The sequence below is a fragment of the Streptomyces sp. NPDC046821 genome, from assembly GCF_040645335.1.
Lineage (GTDB): Bacteria > Actinomycetota > Actinomycetes > Streptomycetales > Streptomycetaceae > Streptomyces.
Genome location: NZ_JBEYYB010000001.1, coordinates 618,615 through 635,242, shown reverse-complemented (window position 1 = coordinate 635,242; position 16,628 = coordinate 618,615). Strand labels below are relative to the sequence as shown.

The window sequence follows — 16,628 nt, the reverse complement described above, 5'->3', positions numbered from 1 at the left end:
CTCACCCGCGCGCTCACGCGAGCTCCGCCGTGTGGGTGTGCCCGCGCGAACCCCCGACCTTGACGGTCACCACGGGTCGGCGGCCCGGAGTGACGGTGACCGTGTCGTCGGTGCGGACCACCGAGGTGACGGGGAAGGGGAGTTCGACGGTGAGCGTGGTCGCGGTGCGGCCCGGGTCGGCCACGGCGACCGAGATGCCCTCGTCGCGCCGCCGGACCAGGACGGTGCCGGGACCGGACGAGGTGAGTCCGCCGGCGCTGCCCGCGCCCCAGAAGTGCGCGGCGACGATGCCCAGGCGGCGCACCTCGATGGCCTGGACCGTGGAGTCGTTGGCCACGATCTGGACGGGCCGCGACTGTGCCCACGCCCCGGTCGACGCGGCGCTGGCACCAGGGAGGAGCACATAGGCGTACGAGGAATCGGTGGGGGAGGTGCCGTGGTCGAACCACATGGTGACGTAGCGGCGGGTGACGGGTTGGGCGTCGCCGCCGGTGTCCGCACCGGAGTTGAGGTCGCCCCACTTGCCGGTGCGCTCCTCCCGCAGGGCCCGCAGCGAGGTGCCGGCCTGCGCGCGGCCGGGATAGTCGGGGAACACGTAGCCCCCGGTCCCGTCCAGGTGTGCCCAGCCGGCGCCGGACAGCGTCTCGGACCAACCGAGTCGGTCGGGCTGCCGCTGCGCGTCCACGAGGAGCGGAGACGTGCCGTCGGCGTGCAGGCTGCGGTTCTCGACGACGGTCTCGATCGTGCGGCCGTCACTCGCGGTGATGCCCGTGCCGAGCGCGACGACCGCGTTGTCCAGGGAGAACCACGCCTTGCGGGCGCGCAGGGTGCTGCCGTCGGCGATCAGTTCCATCGCGGACGCACCGTACCGGCCCTGGAGGACGGCGCCGCCGGCCACGGCGTTCTTCGGGCGGAAGGTGCTGGTGCCGCCGGCCGTTCCGAGGTCCGTCCGCGGGCGCGTGTCCACCGTCGTGCCCGGCAGCCGGTACGGGTCGACGGTCGGCCAGAAGCCGTCACCGAACTGGCCCAGGTCGTCACCGTCGTAGAGATAGACCATGCCGTCGCCGGTGTACCAGCCGTGCAGGTTCTCCCCGTTGCCCGCCTCGTACGCGGAGATGCGCTTCGAGGAGAGCGCGAGGGCGAGCGCCCAGCCGGGCCGCCGGTGCACGACGCGGTCCATGTCGGCGAACGCGAAGTGACCGGTGAGGCGCTCGCCCGCCGGGACCGAGGCGTCGACGAGGAGCGCCTTCGCGCGCGCCAGGGCGGGCACCCCGACGAGCCCCGTGTACGGGTTGGCCTTGTTGCGGCTCACCCACCCCTTGGCGAGCGCCCGCCAGCGGTCGGCGTACGGGGCCGGGGCGCCCGCGGCGAGCTGGAGGATGTTGCTGACGGTGACGGCACCGTCGTTGTAGTCGCGGGCCCGCTCGCGGGAGATGGCCCGCCCGCGCAGCGCGTCCATCATCAGCCCGTCGAGGACGACGGGGGAGAACGTCCGCTCCACCGCCTCGTAGAGAACCGACACGTTCGGGTCGGTCACGGCCCAGTCGGACCCGGCGAGCAGCGCGATCAGCTGCCCCGCGCTGCCGAGCAGGATGCTGCCGTACGTGCCGGTGTAGGCGACGTAGTCGTGCTGGATGAACGAGCCGTCCTCGTAGAAGCCGTCGCCGGACTTCACGTAGGCGAAAAGGCTGTGCTTGCCGCTGTCGCGGACGTCGGAGAGGCCGTCACGGGCCAGCGCGACGATCGCCGCGTCACGCGCGAGCAGCCCGCGCAGGGCCACGATGACGGCCTTGTCGGCACGGTTCGCGCCGGTCTCCGCGAGGGAGGGGGAGTTGGTGCGGCGGTCGGGGTTCGCGCAGAACTTCCCGACGACCGCGAGATAGGCGGTCAGGTCCGCGGCAGGCAGCTGCGAGCGCAGGAGCACGCAGGTGTCCATCAGGGCCCGGGGCGCGCCGATCTCCCAGAACCACCAGTTGCCGGACTCGCCGCGCGCCGGGTTGTAGCCGGTGGTGTTCAGGAAGCGCAGCGCCGCGAGGAGCGTGTCCGTGACCTCGGCGCTGCCGGTCAGCGAGGTGCCCGGGGTGGCCCAGGCGGTGGCAAGGGTGCGGATCCGGGTGTAGCTCTGCCCGAAGTTGCCGGGGTCCGACGCGGGGGAGAGGTCGGCCCACAGGGCCTTCCTGCCCGCGCTCCGGTCGAGGTCCTGCCACCAGGCCGAGGCCTGCGTGTCGAGGGCGTCGACGGCGGCGGTGAAGTCCGGGTCGGCGGTGTCGAAGGCGCCGCCGGTGAGCTGCTCCTCGGCGCGCGCGAGGAGCGCGTCGAAGGCGTCGGACGCCGGGGCGTCGTCAGCTGCCGCGATGCCCGCCACGAGCGGGATCGCAGCGGCGGCGGTCACGCCCGCGAGCGCCAGGGTCTGTCTGCGGGTGAGGTCCATGAGCGGTGGGTCCCCTCCAGGTCAGTCGGACAGCGTGGCCGGGTCGACGGGCGGCTTCGGCAGGTTGAGCGCGGCGATCTCGGCGCGGCCGGTCGCGTCGATGGGGAAGGCCCAGTCGCGGATGAAGAAGTCCGTGAGGTCGTAGCCCGAGACACGGCTCGCGTAGGTGGAGAGGGCGCGGTACCGCTTGTCGGTCTCCGTGTAGTCCGACTGCGGGTTCTCCTCGCGCACCAGCTTGTGCATCCGCGGCCAGAAGTCGTCGCCGAACGCCAGCTCCAGCTGACGCAGCGGCACGAGCTTCTCGTAGGCGCCGAAGGACCTCTCGTAGTTCAGGCCGGCCGTGCCGAGCTTCGGTCGCGAGGACTGGAAGGGGTTGAGGCCGGTCTTCGAGTCGATGGTGGTCAGCAGGTTGGACCGCTCGCCGAGCGCGCGCTGCACGGCCAGCGAGTAGATGTTGACCGTGACCTCGGTCAGCCCCGTCGGCTTGTACGCCATCTGCTGGTGCAGGTGGCCGAGTTCGTGGTACAGCCCCCAGCCCCGGGTGCGCAGCAGGTCGACGGTGGTGGCGCGGTCGAGATACGCGCGCGGGAAGCCGTTGTAGCCGTGCGTGGCGAAGGCGCCGACCCCGGACGGGACGACGGACACCTCCGTGAAGTGGTAGCCGCCCGCCTTCGGCCGGTGCACCGGCTTCGAGCTGTCGAGGCCGCTGATCGCAGACTCGGCGTCGATGATCTCCTCGACAAGCCGCAGCAGCGCCGCGTGGTCCTGGTCCCGGTACAGCAGCGCGCCGTCACGCGTCAGAGTCATGATCGTGCGCGGCCCGTGCAGCTCGACCACGGGGACGTCGGTGTACGCGTCCAACTGCCGCTGGTATTCGGCTTCGGAGGTCTTGCCGAGCGCGAAGACAGCCATCGGGGTGGACCCCGACTTGAGCCGCACTCCGGCGCGCTCGCCGTTGCCTTCGAGCGAGAAATAGACGGGGCCGCCGTGCGGGTCCGTGACGGTGTTGGACCCGGGCTTCAGCGCGTACTTACGGGGTTCCGCCACTTTGCCGTAGTAGTCCCACTGGCCGATCCACAGCGTGGGGAGCACGTCGTCGTACGGCAACACGTCGAGGCGGAGCGCGGTGTCGGCCGGGACGTACTGTCCGGTCGGCTGGAACTCGGTGGCGCGCAGGGCCTGTCCGAGCCGGAGGCGTTCGGCCTCGGCGGAGGGGCGTGCGGTGAGCGAGACGGTGACGTCGCCGCCGTCGGCGTGGGCGGTGCCGGTCGTGGCGCCGAGGAGAGTGGCGGCTCCCGCGCCGGCCAGCGTCGCGAGCACCCCGCGCCGGGAGAATCCCGGGGCGGAGTCAGGCGTGGCGGTGGCGGTGGCGTCGGCCGGGGCGGCGTGGGACATACGGGCAGGGCGCATCCAGAAACTCCCATGGGGATCAACAGCATCGGAGTGATGTGCGGGCTGCGCGCCAGCATGTAAGCGTTTGCTATGCCGCCGCAAGAGGTCTAGTCAAGTTTCTGTCTGTTACTACGGCTTTCCTGGCTGTTACTGCGGTGGGGCGAGCGTTTCGAGCAACCGGAACAGCACGTGCGGGCACCCAGAACGGCCCGTGCGGGCGCCCGGAACGGCCCGTGCGGGCACCCAGAACGGCCCGTGCGGGCGCCCGTAACGCCCCGTGCGGGCGACCGGAATGCCCCGCGCGAGCGACCCGGCGCCGCCAGAACCGGCACCGCCCCGGCACCGGCGCCCCCCCCGCATCACCCCCGCCGCCAACGCCCCGTCGCACGCGGCGGCGCCACCGAATCCCGCACGACGAGATGCGTGCCGAGCCGGAGCGTGCCCGTCGTCGGGGCGCGCCAGTCGTCCTCGTCGCCCCCGGACAGGGCGACCCGAACCGCCTGCCGCCCCATCTCCTCCAGCGGGATGTGCACCGTGGTGAGGCGTGGCCGCAGCTCCTGGGCAACCGGCACATCGTCGTAGCCGACCAGCGAGATGTCGTGCGGCACCCGCAGCCCGGCCTCCTCCAGGGCCTGCATCGCGCCCGCCGCCACGATGTCGTTCGCGGCGAAGACGGCGGTGAACTCCGGCCCGTCGGCCAGCAGTTCAGCCATTCTGTGGTGGCCGAACTGGCGGCTGAACGCGCCGGGCTGCACCAGTTCGGGGTCGCGCGGAAGCCCGCGCTGCTCCAGGGCGCGCCGGTGCCCGGCGATGCGTTCCCTGGTCGTCGAGAGCCCCGGCGGACCGCCCAGGTAGAGGATGCGTTCGTGGCCCTCGGACAGCAGGTGGTCGGTGATCGCGAAGGCGCCGCCCTCGTTGTCGTACTCGACGCCGACCGTGGGCGCGTCCTTGCCGAGCGGGGGGCGGCCGCAGAGCACGAGCTTGGAGCCGCTCGCGTCCAACTCGCGGGCGCGGCACTCCAGTTCCGCGCGGTAGCCCCGGTCGGTGGCGCTGCCGCCGACGAGGATCACGGCGTCCGCCCGCCGCTCGTGCATCAGCTCGATGAAGGCCAGCTCGCGCTGGGGGTCGCCGCTCTGGGTGCTGCAGACGAGACAGAGCCTGCCGCCGGCGGACGCCTCCCGCTCCACCCCGCGCGCGATGTACGCGTAGAACGGATCGACCACGTCGCTGATGATGATGCCGACCGTCCGCCCCGAGGCGCCGGCGAGCGCGCGGGCGTGGGCGTTGACCACATAGCCCAGTTCGCGCATGGCCTCCTCGACGCGCTCGCGCGTGGCGGCGGCGACCGGGTAGTTGCGGTTCATCACGCGGGACACGGTCGCGGTCGACACACCCGCGTGCCGTGCCACGTCCACGACGGTCGCGCGCCGTCCGCCTGCCGTCGGGCCCTGCCGGGGCATCGGGGCCACCCCCTGGTCGTTCTCGTCGTCGGTGTGCGCGGCGGGTCGCGGGACCCTGCCGTGCGCAGAGCCTATGGGGTCCCTGGACCGCCCGCTCACGCGATCCGCTCCAGCTCTTCCAGCAGCACCGGGTGGTTGAGCGGCACCCCACGCGCGTAGCGGGCGAGTTCGTCGACGGCGAGCGAGCCGAGCCGCCCCACCTCGTTGCCCTGGGCCCCCGCCAGGTGCGGGGTGATGAACACGTTCGGGAGGTCCCACAGGGGGTGGCCGTGGGGCAGCGGTTCGGGGTCCGTGACGTCGAGGACGGCGTCGATACGCCCGCTGACCAGGTGTTCGGTCAGGGCCTCGGTGTCGACGAGGGGGCCGCGGGCGGTGTTGATGAGCAGGGCGCCGGGGCGCATCAGGGCGATGCGCCGGGCGTCGAGCTGGTGGCGGGTGAGGGGCGTGGACGGCGCGTGCAGGGTCACGACGTCGCTGGTCGCGACGAGGGTGTCCAGGTCGGTGCGGGTGGCGCCGAGCAGTTCGGCCTCGGCGTCGCTCACGTACGGGTCGTGGAGCAGGACGTCGGCGTCGATGGAGCGCAGCAGCTGGATGACGCGGCGGCCGGTCCGCGAGGCGCCGACGACACCGACGGTGATGCCGTGGGTGCCGAGCCAGTGGTGGCGGTCCAGGTCGGGCGCCGTGCGGTGGGTGCGGCGGGTGCGGAACAGGTGGGCGAGCGGGAAGACCCGCTTGGCGCCCATGATGATCGCCGCGAGGGTGAACTCCGCGACGGGCACGGCGTTGGCCGCGGCGGCGGAGGACACCGAGATGCCGCGTCTGTACGCCTCCGGGGTGAGGAAGGTCTTGACCGTGCCCGCCGAGTGGATCACCGCGCGCAGGCGCGGCGCCCGGTCGAGGACATCGATGTCGATGGACGGGCAGCCCCAGCCGGTGAGCAGCACCTCGCACTCGGCGAGGGCGGCCACCGATGCCGGGCTGGTGAACTCGCCCACCACGTGCGGTGGTCGGATGTCTGCGGCCTCTTCGAGCCTGAGCCGTACCGCGGGCGGGAAAACGTCGTCGAGCAGCCCCGCGTCCATGGCCAGGACCGTTCGGGGTCTGCGTGGGGGCTGTGTGGAGCCGGCGGAGTCTGCCGGGGTCGGCGACTCGTCAGTGGTACGCACCCTGCCTCCGGACAGTAAGCGTGTTCTATGAGGTGACGGCACGCTAGGGATCGCGACGGGTGAGCGTCAAGCGTGCCTCCCCGGCAACCACCGGGCCGTACTGCGGGATAACGCCAAATACCGCCCACAGAAGCCCAGTCGAAAATCCCGCTCACCGCAGGGATTGCTCCGACCTATTGACGCGCGGGGTAACCGATTACTAACTTGCGGCCCCATGGCTGACACAACGCCCTCACCGCCGCAGGTCGTTCACCGCCTCTCGCTGGGGCAGCGGCTCAAGCGGGACAGGGTCATGCTGCTGCTGACCCTGCCGGGCCTGCTCTATTTCGTCGTCTTCCACTACCTGCCGCTGCTCGGCTACGTGGTCGCGTTCCAGGACTACCAGCCGTACCTCGGCTACCTGCACAGCGCGTGGGTGGGCGTCTCGAACTTCACGTCAGCCTTCACCGACGCCGCGTTCTGGTCCGCGACCGGCAACACCCTGAAGATCGCGCTCGTGCAGCTCGTGTTCTTCTTCCCGGTGCCGATCGCCCTCGCGCTGCTGCTCAACAGCATCGTCAGCGACCGGGTCCGCCGCTTCGTGCAGAGCGTGGTCTATCTGCCGCACTTCATCGGCTGGGTGATCATCGTCTCGATCTTCCAGCAGATCCTCGGCGGCGCCGGCGTCCTGCCCGACCTGCTCGCCGGGCTTGGCCTGCCGCGCTACGACATGACGACCGACCCGGCCGCCTTCCCCTGGCTCCTCACCCTTCAGGTCGCCTGGAAGGACGCGGGCTGGGGCACGATCATCATGCTCGCCGCGCTGCTCAACATCGACCGCGGCCTGTACGAGGCGTCCGCCATCGACGGAGCCGGCCGCCTGCGCCGGCTGTGGCACGTCACGCTCCCCGGCCTCTCCCCGGTGATCATCCTGCTGCTCATTCTCAACCTCGGCCAGATCCTGTCCGTCGGCTTCGAGCAGATCCTGCTCCAGCGGGACGCGGTCGGCCCGGCCTCCGGCGAAGTCCTCGACACCTACGTGTACTTCCACGGCATCAAGGACAACGACTGGGGCACGTCGGCCGCCGTCGGGCTCGTCAAGGCGATCATCGGCACCGGACTCGTCCTCGGCGCGAACAAGTTCGCCCACCGCCTCGGCCACGAAGGGGTGTACCGCGGTGCTGACCGCTGAGACGCACACGACGACCACCGCCGCCCTCAAGGTCCGGGCGGCCCGAGGGCGCGCCAAGCCCAAGGCCAGGTCAGGCGACGGCAGACCCCCGTGGATGGAGAAACCCACCCGAACAGGCCTGCTGGGCAAGGGACTTGTCCTCGTCCTGGTCGTCGCCGCCGTCGCCTACCCGCTGCTCGGCGTGATCGGCACGAGCTTCGCCTCGCAGACCGACATCATCAAGAGCCCCGGCCTCGTCCTGTGGCCGGACCACCCCACCACCCAGGCGTACCGCACCGTCCTCGGCGGGGGAGTCGTCACCCACGCACTCCTCATCAGTGTCGGCGTGACCCTCGTCGGCACCGCGTGCAGCGTCCTCGTCACCATCGGAATGGCGTACGGCCTCTCGCGCCGCGAGGTCACCGGCTCCCGCTTCATCCTCATGACGGCCCTGTTCACGATGCTCTTCGACCCCGGCATCATCCCCAAGTTCCTCACCGTCAAGGAGCTGGGCCTCTACAACACCCTGGCCTCTCTCGTCCTGCCGACCCTGGTCAGCGCCTTCAACCTGGTCGTCCTGCGCTCCTTCTTCATGAACCTGCCCGAGGAGCTGTACGACGCCGCGAAGGTGGACGGCGCCGGCGACTTCCGCATCCTCGTCCAGGTCGTCCTCCCCCTGTCCAAGGCCGTCCTCGCCGTGATCAGCCTGTTCTACGCGGTGACGTACTGGAACGCCTTCTTCAACGCGATGCTCTACCTCAGCGACAACGACAAGTGGCCCCTGTCGATGGTCCTGCGCACCTTCGTCCTGCAGGGCCAGTCCCTGGAGGGCGCCTCCGTGGGCGAGTCGCTCGCCCCGCAGCAGTCCGTACAGATGGCGGTCCTCGTCATCGCCGTCGTACCGATCCTGTGCGTCTACCCCTTCCTCCAGCGCTACTTCACCAAGGGCGTGCTCACCGGAGCGATCAAGGGCTGACCCGCACCCGCCACGCCTCGCTTTCGCACGCACCACCCACCGCGCCCCACCCTCACCCCCCGCGCTCATGTCCCCTCCCTCACCGAGGAGTTCCCCGTGTCGCGCTCCACCCCCATCAACCGCAGAACGCTCCTGCGGACGTCCCTGGGCCTGGGCCTGGGGCTCGCCGCGACCCCGCTGCTGACCGCCTGCGGCGACGGCGGCACGGCGGAGAAGTCCGCCGCCAAGAGCGGCAAGGTGCTGCCGTCCACCGTCGCGGCCAACAGCGTCAAGGCCGACCTGCCCGGCACGGCCTCCGGTGTGCCGAGCGCCTTCTACAGCTACCCCGCCACCCCGGTCCGCTCGGTCAAGGGCAGCCCCCTCAAGGGCGCGAAGCCCATCAAGGCGATGACGGAGACCTACGCGCCGCCCGCTCCCGCGCGAGGCAAGAACCCGGCGTGGCAGGCGGTCGAGAAGCGGCTCGGCGGCACGGTCGACCTGACGGCGGTGCCCGCCGACGACTACGCGACGAAGTTCTCGACGATGGTCGCGAGCGGCGACATCGCGGACGTGTTCATGTACCCGGAGTTCGGAGGCGTCGACCACAAGGCGTCCTTCCTGGCGGCCCAGTGCGCCGACCTGACGCCGTTCCTGTCCGGCGACAAGGTCAAGGCGTACCCGAACCTCGCGGCGATCCCCGCCGTCGCCTGGCGGTCGGGCCTCTACGGCGACAAGCTGTACGGCGTCCCCATCTCCCGCTACGGCACCGGGGGCGCCGGCTTCTACCGGCACGACCTGTTCAAGGAGGTCGGGGTCGACAGCCTCGACCAGATCACCGACCTGGACCGCTTCGTCGAGGTCTGCAAGGAGCTGACGCAGCCCAAGAAGAAGCAGTACGCGATCATCGCGGGCGCCACCACCATGCTCGCCATGTCTGCCGGCGCCCCGTACTTCTGGGCGATGGACAAGAAGACCGGCAAGTTCACCGCGGACCTGGAGACCGACGAGTTCCGCAGTGCCGTCGAGGTGGCGGCCAAGCTCTACAAGGCGGGCTGCTACTACCCGGGCACCCTCGCCATGACCGGCGCCCAGAAGGCCCAGTACACGGACCTCTTCAAGAACGGCAAGGGAGCCTTCGTCTACGACGGCACGCCCGCCTACCTCCAGCCCGGCACCGGGTACGTCGACTCGATGGCCGCCATCGACAAGAGCTTCGACGTGCGTCCCTTCGTGCCGGTCGGCGACAAGGCGGTCACCTGGCCGGACAACGTCACGCTCAGCGAGTCGTACCTGAAGAAGGCGCCCAAGGCGCGGATCGAGGAAGTCCTGCGGCTGCTCGACTTCATCGCCGCGCCGTTCGGCACGGAGGAGTACACGCTCATCAACTTCGGTGTCGAGGGCACTGATCACAAGCGCGACGCCAAGGGCAACCCGGTGCTGACGGACAAGGGCACCCAGGACGTCGGCGTCCCCTGGGGCAAGCTCACGTCCGGCGTCCCGGCCCTATTCTCGCCGACGTCCAAGGACGCCGTGACGCACGCCCACGAGGCGTACACGAAGCTCATCCCGAAGCTGATCAAGGCCGACTTCATGGACTACACGTCCCCGACCTGGGACTCCAAGGGGTTCGGCAGCCTCTACACGCTCAGGCTCGACGGCCTCAAGGACATCATCTCCGGCCGTAAATCCATGAAGGACTACGACGCCCTGGTCAAGGAGTACCTGGCCAAGGGCGGCGAGCAGTCCCGCTCCGAGTTCGAGGAAGCCGCCCAGAAGGGAACCGGCAAGTGACCCGCACCGTACGCGCCGCGATCGCCACCGCCGCCGCCCTCGCGGTCATGGCCCTGGCAGGCCCCGCGCAGGCCGACCCGTTCGACCCGAAGCCCGGAGCCGACGGCGTCGGCGACCCGCTGTTCCCGACGCTGGGCAACGGCGGCTACGACGTACGCCACTACGACCTGTCCTTCGACTTCACGCCCGTGACGTACGACTTCACCGGCACCATGAAGATCAGCGCGAAGGCCACCCAGGACCTGTCCTCGTTCAACCTCGACATCGACTCGCTCGCCATCGAGAAGGTGACGGTGAACGGAGCGGACGCGGACTTCGCCGTCTCCCTCGGCAAGAGCGGCCAGGAACTGACGGTCACGCCCGCCGGCGGCATCCACGACAACACCCCGTTCGAGGTCGCCGTCACCTACCACGGCAACGGCAAGACGAAGCCCATCGGCGCCCCCGGCTGGCGCTACATGAGCGACGGCGGATTCGCGTCCGCCGCGCAGTCCACCCGCGCCGACACGTTCGCCCCCGTCAACGACACCACGATGGACAAGGCGACCTGGAGCTTCCACCTCACCGCCCCCGACGGCTGGACCCCCGGCGCCAACGGCACCCTGACCGGCACCCGCCCCGCGGGCGAGGGCAAGACCACCTCCGACTTCAGCCTGAACGTCCCCATGGCGTCCGAACTCCTCGGCATCTCCGTGGAGAAGCAGACCCTCCTGACCGGCGAGGGCCCGCACGGCGTGAAGCTGCGCCACTACGTCCCGGACGACCAGGTCGCGAAGTACCAGCCGATCGTCGAGCAGACCGGCGGCCAGATCGCGTGGCTGGAGAAGACGCTCGGCGTGCGCTTCCCGTTCGGTACCTACGGGATGCAGATCGTCCGCGACGGCTACAGCGACGCGCTGGAGAACCAGACCCTGTCGCTGTTCGGGCCCAACTGGTTCAAGAACGCCGCCACTTCACCGACGTACACGAACGTCATGGTCCACGAGATGACCCACCAGTGGTTCGGCGACTCGGTCACGCCCAGAACCTGGCAGAGCGCCTGGCTGAACGAGGGCCCCGCCGTCTACTACGCCGCCCTCTGGGCCGACCAGCAGGGCACCGCCTCCATGGAGGATAAGATGAAGACGGCGTACGGCAAGCTCGACGCCGTACGCAAGACCGACGGACCGCCCGGACTGCCCACCGAGCTGGGCGGGTTCAACATCTACGACGGTGCCTCCGTCGTCCTGTACGCCCTCAACCAGCAGGTCGGCCAGGACCAGTACGACGCGATCATGAAGTCCTGGCTCACCAAGCACCGGCACTCCGTCGCCGACTCCCAGGACTTCATCGACAACGCGGTGAACGTCACGCACGACCCGTCGCTGCGGCCCTTCCTGGAGGACTGGCTGTTCAGCAAGGACAACCCGCCCATGCCCGGCCACCCCGACTGGAGCTGACGCCCACCGTGAACAGAACCCGCATAGCCGTCGCCCTCGCCGCGACCGCCGCCCTCCTGTCCACCGCCCCCGTCGCCCAGGCCGACGCGGGAGCCCGTGTCCTGTACGCGTCCCCGGACGGATCGGGCACCTCCTGCGCACCCGGCAACCCCTGCTCCCTCGAAGGCGCCAGAGACCTCGCCCGGACCGTCGACGGACGTGACGTACGCATCGAACTCGCCGACGGCACCTACGCGTTGAGCAGATCCCTGGAACTCGGCGCCGCCGACTCCGGGCGCGACGGACACACCGTCACCTGGACCGCCGCCCCCGGCGCCCACCCCGTCCTGTCCGGCGGTCGCAAGCTGAAGGGCTGGGAGGCCAACGCGGACGGCACGTACACCACGAAGGTCCCCGACGGCATCACCCCGCGCCAGCTCTTCGTCGACGGTGACCGGGCCGTGCGCGCCCGCGGCGAGTCCTGCGCCGCCTCCACGTGCGACGCCACCAAGACCGGCATGACCGGCGCCAAGGCCACCGGCATCGCGAACTGGGCCCGCCCCACCGACGCCGAGGCCGTCATCAGCGTCCGCTGGCGCAACTACCACTGCCGCATCGACTCCGTCACCGGCGACATCCTGACCTTCGCCCAGCCCTGCTGGACCAACTCCGCGTCCGGCACGAACCGCACGGGCCCCGCCTGGGACACCACCACCGTCGACTCCTCGCGCTACTCGAAGGTCGCCTACTTCGAGAACGCGCCCGAACTCCTCGACAAGCCGGGCGAGTTCGTCTGGAACTCGGGCGCCCGCACCCTCACGTACCTGCCGCGCCAGGGCCAGGACATGAAGCACGTCAAGGCGTACACCCCGGTCACCGAGCGGCTGCTCGTCCTCGACGGCGCCCACGACGTGAACGTCCAGGGCATCGGCTTCGAGTACGCCGCCTGGCACCAGCCGTCCACCGACGAGGGTTACGCCGGTATGCAGGCGGGACTCACCCTCACCGGCGCCACCGGCCCCGTCGACCACGCGGGCCGCTACTACACCAAGCCCGCCGCCGCCCTCACCGTGCGCGGCGGCCGCCATGTGACCGTCGACCAGGCCGACTTCAGCCACCTCGGCGGCGCCGGCGTCATCTTCGAGTCGGGCACCAAGGACTCGGGCGTCACCCACTCCCGGTTCACCGACCTGTCCTCCGGCGCCGCCTACATCGGCGACACCGAGCCCATGCCGGCCGCCGAACTCACCGGTGAGCGCAACACGGTCGCGTACAACACCATCCGGCACGCAGGCGTCGAGTTCACCGACTCCGTCGGCATCTGGGCCGGCTACGAGGCCGAGCTGACCGTCGACCACAACACTCTGGAAGAGCTGCCCTACTCGGCCATCTCCGTCGGCTGGGGCTGGAACCAGCCCGAGTCGCAGAAGTCCGTCCTGCGTGACAACAAGATCACCGACAACCGCATGAACAACGTCATGCGCGTCGAGAACGACATGCACGACGGCGGCGCCATCTACACCCAGGGCTCCCAGCCCGGCACCGTCATCTCCGGCAACTACATCAACCGCAGCGCCTTCGGCAACACCGAGCGCGACGGCAACGGCATCTACCTCGACGAGCAGTCCAGCCACATCCGAGTCACGGGCAACGTGCTCACCCGCATGGGCTACAAGTGGGTGTCCAACTGGGCCGGTTACGGCATCGAGAACACCGCCACCGGCAACTGGACCGACACCGCGGCTCCCGACCTCGCCGGCCGCGGCTCCGTGATGACCGACAACAAGACCGGCCTCGACCGGCTCCCGGACGAGGCCGTCGCGGTGGCCGCCGCCGCGGGTGCCACCGGGCACGGCACCGTCGAGCAGCTGCGCCCCGACCTGGCCCGCACCGGCACCGTCTCCCAGTCCTCCACGGAGGGCACTGCCACCGCGGCCCTCGCCGTCGACGGTGACACCAACACCGACACCCGCACGCTGTCCGAGCCGGGCGCCTGGTGGCAGGTCGACCTCGGCTCCGCGCAGCACGTCGGCCAGGTCGAGATCTGGAACAACAGCTCGATGACCACCGCCGGCTTCGACCTCCAGCTGTCCCGCACCGCGGACTTCGCCGACGCCACCACCGTCCATGTCCCCGGCAAGGCCATGCGGCCCACCGTCCTGGACACGGACAGCGAGGCCCGCTACGTCCGGATCAAGGTCACGGGAACGGGCCGCGTCGCCCTCTCCCAGGTGCTCGTCCACCCGTAACCACCCGACCGGCCGCCCTCCGTTTCACCGATTTCACGCGGTGCGACGGAGGGCGGCTTCGGCCTGCCCACAGCGCCGACACGCCGTCGGGGCCTGAAGGAAACCTTCTCCTCCGCTTAAGAAATCCTCGATGGACCCGGGCGCCGATGTGCGGAAGATTTACGGCGTCGGCAGGAGGGCGCGCCCAAGCCGTGTGCTACCAAGGCGCCCGCCCATGCCGTCACTTCACTCTTCCCCTCGGACGGCGGCCGGTCCCGGCCTGTCCTGACCTGGGGCGCGACGACGGGAGCCGTACGTTGAAGGCGCTGGTCAAGGAGAGGTCCGAGCCCGGACTGTGGCTGACGGACGTGCCCGAGCCGGGCATCGGCCACTCGGACGTACTGATCAAGGTCCTCAGAACGGGGATCTGCGGCACCGACCTCCACATCCGCAACTGGGACGGCTGGGCGCAGCAGGCGATCAGCGCGCCCCTGGTCGTCGGCCACGAGTTCGTCGGCGAGGTCGTCGGGACCGGCCGTGACGTCGTGGACATCAACGTCGGCGACCGCGTCAGCGGCGAGGGCCACCTCGTCTGCGGCAAGTGCCGCAACTGTCTCGCGGGCCGCCGCCACCTCTGCCGCTCGACCGTAGGCCTCGGCGTCGGCCGCGACGGCGCGTTCGCCGAGTACGTGGCGCTGCCCGCGTCGAACGTGTGGGTGCACCGGGTGCCGGTTGACCTCGACGTGGCCGCGATCTTCGACCCGTTCGGCAACGCCGTGCACACGGCCCTGTCGTTCCCGCTGGTCGGCGAGGACGTCCTGATCACCGGCGCCGGACCCATCGGCCTGATGGCCGCGGCTGTCGCCCGGCACGCCGGCGCCCGCAACGTCGTCGTCACCGACGTCAGCGAGGAGCGCCTGGACCTCGCCCGCAAGATCGGCGTCAGCCTCGCCCTGAACGTCGCGCAGTCCACGATCGCCGACGGCCAGCGCGAGCTCGGCCTGCGCGAGGGCTTCGACGTCGGCCTGGAGATGTCCGGCAACCCCGTCGCGATGCGCGACATGCTGGCCAACATGACCCACGGCGGCAAGATCGCCATGCTCGGCCTCCCCGCCGAGGAGTTCGCCGTCGACTGGTCCCGCGTCGTCACCTCGATGATCACGATCAAGGGCATCTACGGCCGCGAGATGTTCGAGACCTGGTACGCGATGTCGGTCCTCCTGGAGGCCGGCCTCGACCTCGCCCCCGTGATCACCGGCCGCTACGCGTACACCGACTTCGACGCCGCGTTCGACGACGCGGCGAGCGGCACGGGCGGCAAGGTCATCCTCGACTGGAACGTCTGACACGGCCCCCTCCCCGCGCCCCTGAACTCCCCACCCCTCTAAGGACTTTCGGCATGTTCGACTCAGTACGCGACGACCTCCAGGCCACCCTCGACGAGATCACCGCCGCCGGGCTTCACAAGCCCGAGCGCGTCATCGGCACCCCGCAGTCCGCGACGGTCGCCGTCACCGCGGGCGGCCGCCCCGGCGAGGTGCTCAACTTCTGCGCGAACAACTACCTCGGCCTCGCCGACCACCCCGAGGTCATCGCCGCCGGACACGCGGCGCTCGACCGCTGGGGCTACGGCATGGCCTCCGTCCGCTTCATCTGCGGCACCCAGGAGGTCCACAAGGAGCTCGAGGCACGGATCTCGAACTTCCTCGGCCAGGAGGACACGATCCTCTACTCCTCCTGCTTCGACGCCAACGGCGGCGTCTTCGAGACCCTCCTCGGCGCCGAGGACGCCGTCATCTCCGACGCCCTCAACCACGCCTCGATCATCGACGGCATCCGCCTGTCCAAGGCTCAGCGCTTCCGCTACGCCAACCGCGACATGGCCGACCTGGAGATGCAGCTCAAGGCGGCCGGCGACGCCCGCCGCAAGCTGATCGTCACCGACGGCGTCTTCTCGATGGACGGCTACGTCGCCCCGCTCGACGAGATCTGCGACCTGGCCGAGCGCTACGACGCCATGGTCATGGTCGACGACTCGCACGCCGTCGGCTTCGTCGGCCCCGGCGGCCGCGGCACCCCCGAACTGCACGGCGTCATGGACCGCGTCGACATCATCACCGGCACCCTCGGCAAGGCCCTCGGCGGCGCCTCCGGCGGCTACGTCGCCGCCCGCGCCGAGATCGTCGCGCTGCTCCGCCAGCGCTCGCGCCCGTACCTCTTCTCCAACAGCCTCGCCCCGGTCATCGCGGCCGCGTCGCTCAAGGTCCTCGACCTGCTGGAGTCGGCGGGCGAACTGCGCGAGCGGCTCGCCGCGAACACGGCGCTCTTCCGGACCCGCATGGCAGAGGCGGGCTTCGACATCCTGCCCGGCGACCACGCGATCGCCCCGGTCATGATCGGCGACGCCTCCGTCGCGGGCCGCATGGCGGAACTGCTCCTGGAGCGCGGGGTGTACGTGATCGGCTTCTCGTACCCCGTCGTCCCGCAGGGCAAGGCCCGCATCCGCGTCCAGCTCTCCGCCGCGCACTCCACGGAGGACGTGAACCGGGCCGTGGACGCCTTCGTCGCGGCGCGCGCCGAACTCGACGCCGAGTCCGCGTCGTGACCTGGGTTCGGAGCACGGTCATACATTTGGGA

The 16,628-nt window shown here is 70.5% G+C and carries 11 protein-coding genes; 7 read left to right on the top strand and 4 right to left on the bottom strand.

Going from position 1 to position 16,628, the window contains the following annotated elements:
- Positions 1-13 precede the first annotated feature (13 nt).
- From ABZ893_RS02975 to ABZ893_RS02960, 4 genes are all read right to left on the bottom strand, one after another.
- On the bottom strand, positions 14-2,431 hold the full coding sequence (locus ABZ893_RS02975; RefSeq protein ID WP_361395689.1) for a polysaccharide lyase 8 family protein: 2,418 nt from the start codon (positions 2,429-2,431) through the stop codon (positions 14-16).
- 21 nt (positions 2,432-2,452) lie between these two features.
- Entirely contained in the window at positions 2,453-3,841 is a 1,389-nt protein-coding gene (locus ABZ893_RS02970) for a M60 family metallopeptidase (RefSeq protein ID WP_361395686.1), read from the bottom strand.
- A 341-nt stretch (positions 3,842-4,182) separates the two neighbouring features.
- Positions 4,183-5,283, bottom strand: coding sequence for a LacI family DNA-binding transcriptional regulator (locus ABZ893_RS02965; RefSeq protein ID WP_361395683.1), 1,101 nt, complete (start codon positions 5,281-5,283; stop codon positions 4,183-4,185).
- A 95-nt stretch (positions 5,284-5,378) separates the two neighbouring features.
- Positions 5,379-6,365 carry a hydroxyacid dehydrogenase gene (locus ABZ893_RS02960; protein WP_361396099.1) on the bottom strand — a complete coding sequence of 329 codons (987 nt, stop codon included), beginning with the start codon at positions 6,363-6,365 and terminating at the stop codon, positions 5,379-5,381.
- Positions 6,366-6,663: 298 nt separating this feature from the next.
- On the opposite strand from ABZ893_RS02960, the gene ABZ893_RS02955 reads away from it, so the two are divergent.
- From ABZ893_RS02955 to ABZ893_RS02925, 7 genes are all read left to right on the top strand, one after another.
- Positions 6,664-7,620, top strand: coding sequence for an ABC transporter permease subunit (locus ABZ893_RS02955; protein WP_361395680.1), 957 nt, complete (start codon positions 6,664-6,666; stop codon positions 7,618-7,620).
- A 94-nt stretch (positions 7,621-7,714) separates the two neighbouring features.
- On the top strand, positions 7,715-8,575 hold the full coding sequence (locus tag ABZ893_RS02950; protein WP_361396097.1) for a carbohydrate ABC transporter permease: 861 nt from the start codon (positions 7,715-7,717) through the stop codon (positions 8,573-8,575).
- Between the two features lie 96 nt (positions 8,576-8,671).
- Positions 8,672-10,345: an extracellular solute-binding protein gene (locus tag ABZ893_RS02945; RefSeq protein ID WP_361395678.1), complete on the top strand. Its 1,674-nt coding sequence runs from the start codon at positions 8,672-8,674 to the stop codon at positions 10,343-10,345.
- The gene (locus ABZ893_RS02940; RefSeq protein ID WP_361395675.1) at positions 10,342-11,784 is read left to right on the top strand and encodes a M1 family metallopeptidase; all 1,443 of its coding nucleotides are present in this window, start codon (positions 10,342-10,344) and stop codon (positions 11,782-11,784) included. The genes ABZ893_RS02945 and ABZ893_RS02940 overlap by 4 nt, the downstream gene beginning before the upstream one ends.
- 8 nt (positions 11,785-11,792) lie before the next feature.
- Positions 11,793-14,012: a right-handed parallel beta-helix repeat-containing protein gene (locus ABZ893_RS02935; RefSeq protein ID WP_361395672.1), complete on the top strand. Its 2,220-nt coding sequence runs from the start codon at positions 11,793-11,795 to the stop codon at positions 14,010-14,012.
- 296 nt (positions 14,013-14,308) lie between these two features.
- Positions 14,309-15,337, top strand: a complete 1,029-nt coding sequence (gene tdh / locus ABZ893_RS02930; RefSeq protein ID WP_361395669.1) for an L-threonine 3-dehydrogenase — start codon at positions 14,309-14,311, stop codon at positions 15,335-15,337.
- Between the two features lie 53 nt (positions 15,338-15,390).
- Positions 15,391-16,596 carry a glycine C-acetyltransferase gene (locus ABZ893_RS02925; RefSeq protein WP_361395666.1) on the top strand — a complete coding sequence of 402 codons (1,206 nt, stop codon included), beginning with the start codon at positions 15,391-15,393 and terminating at the stop codon, positions 16,594-16,596.
- Positions 16,597-16,628 lie beyond the last annotated feature (32 nt).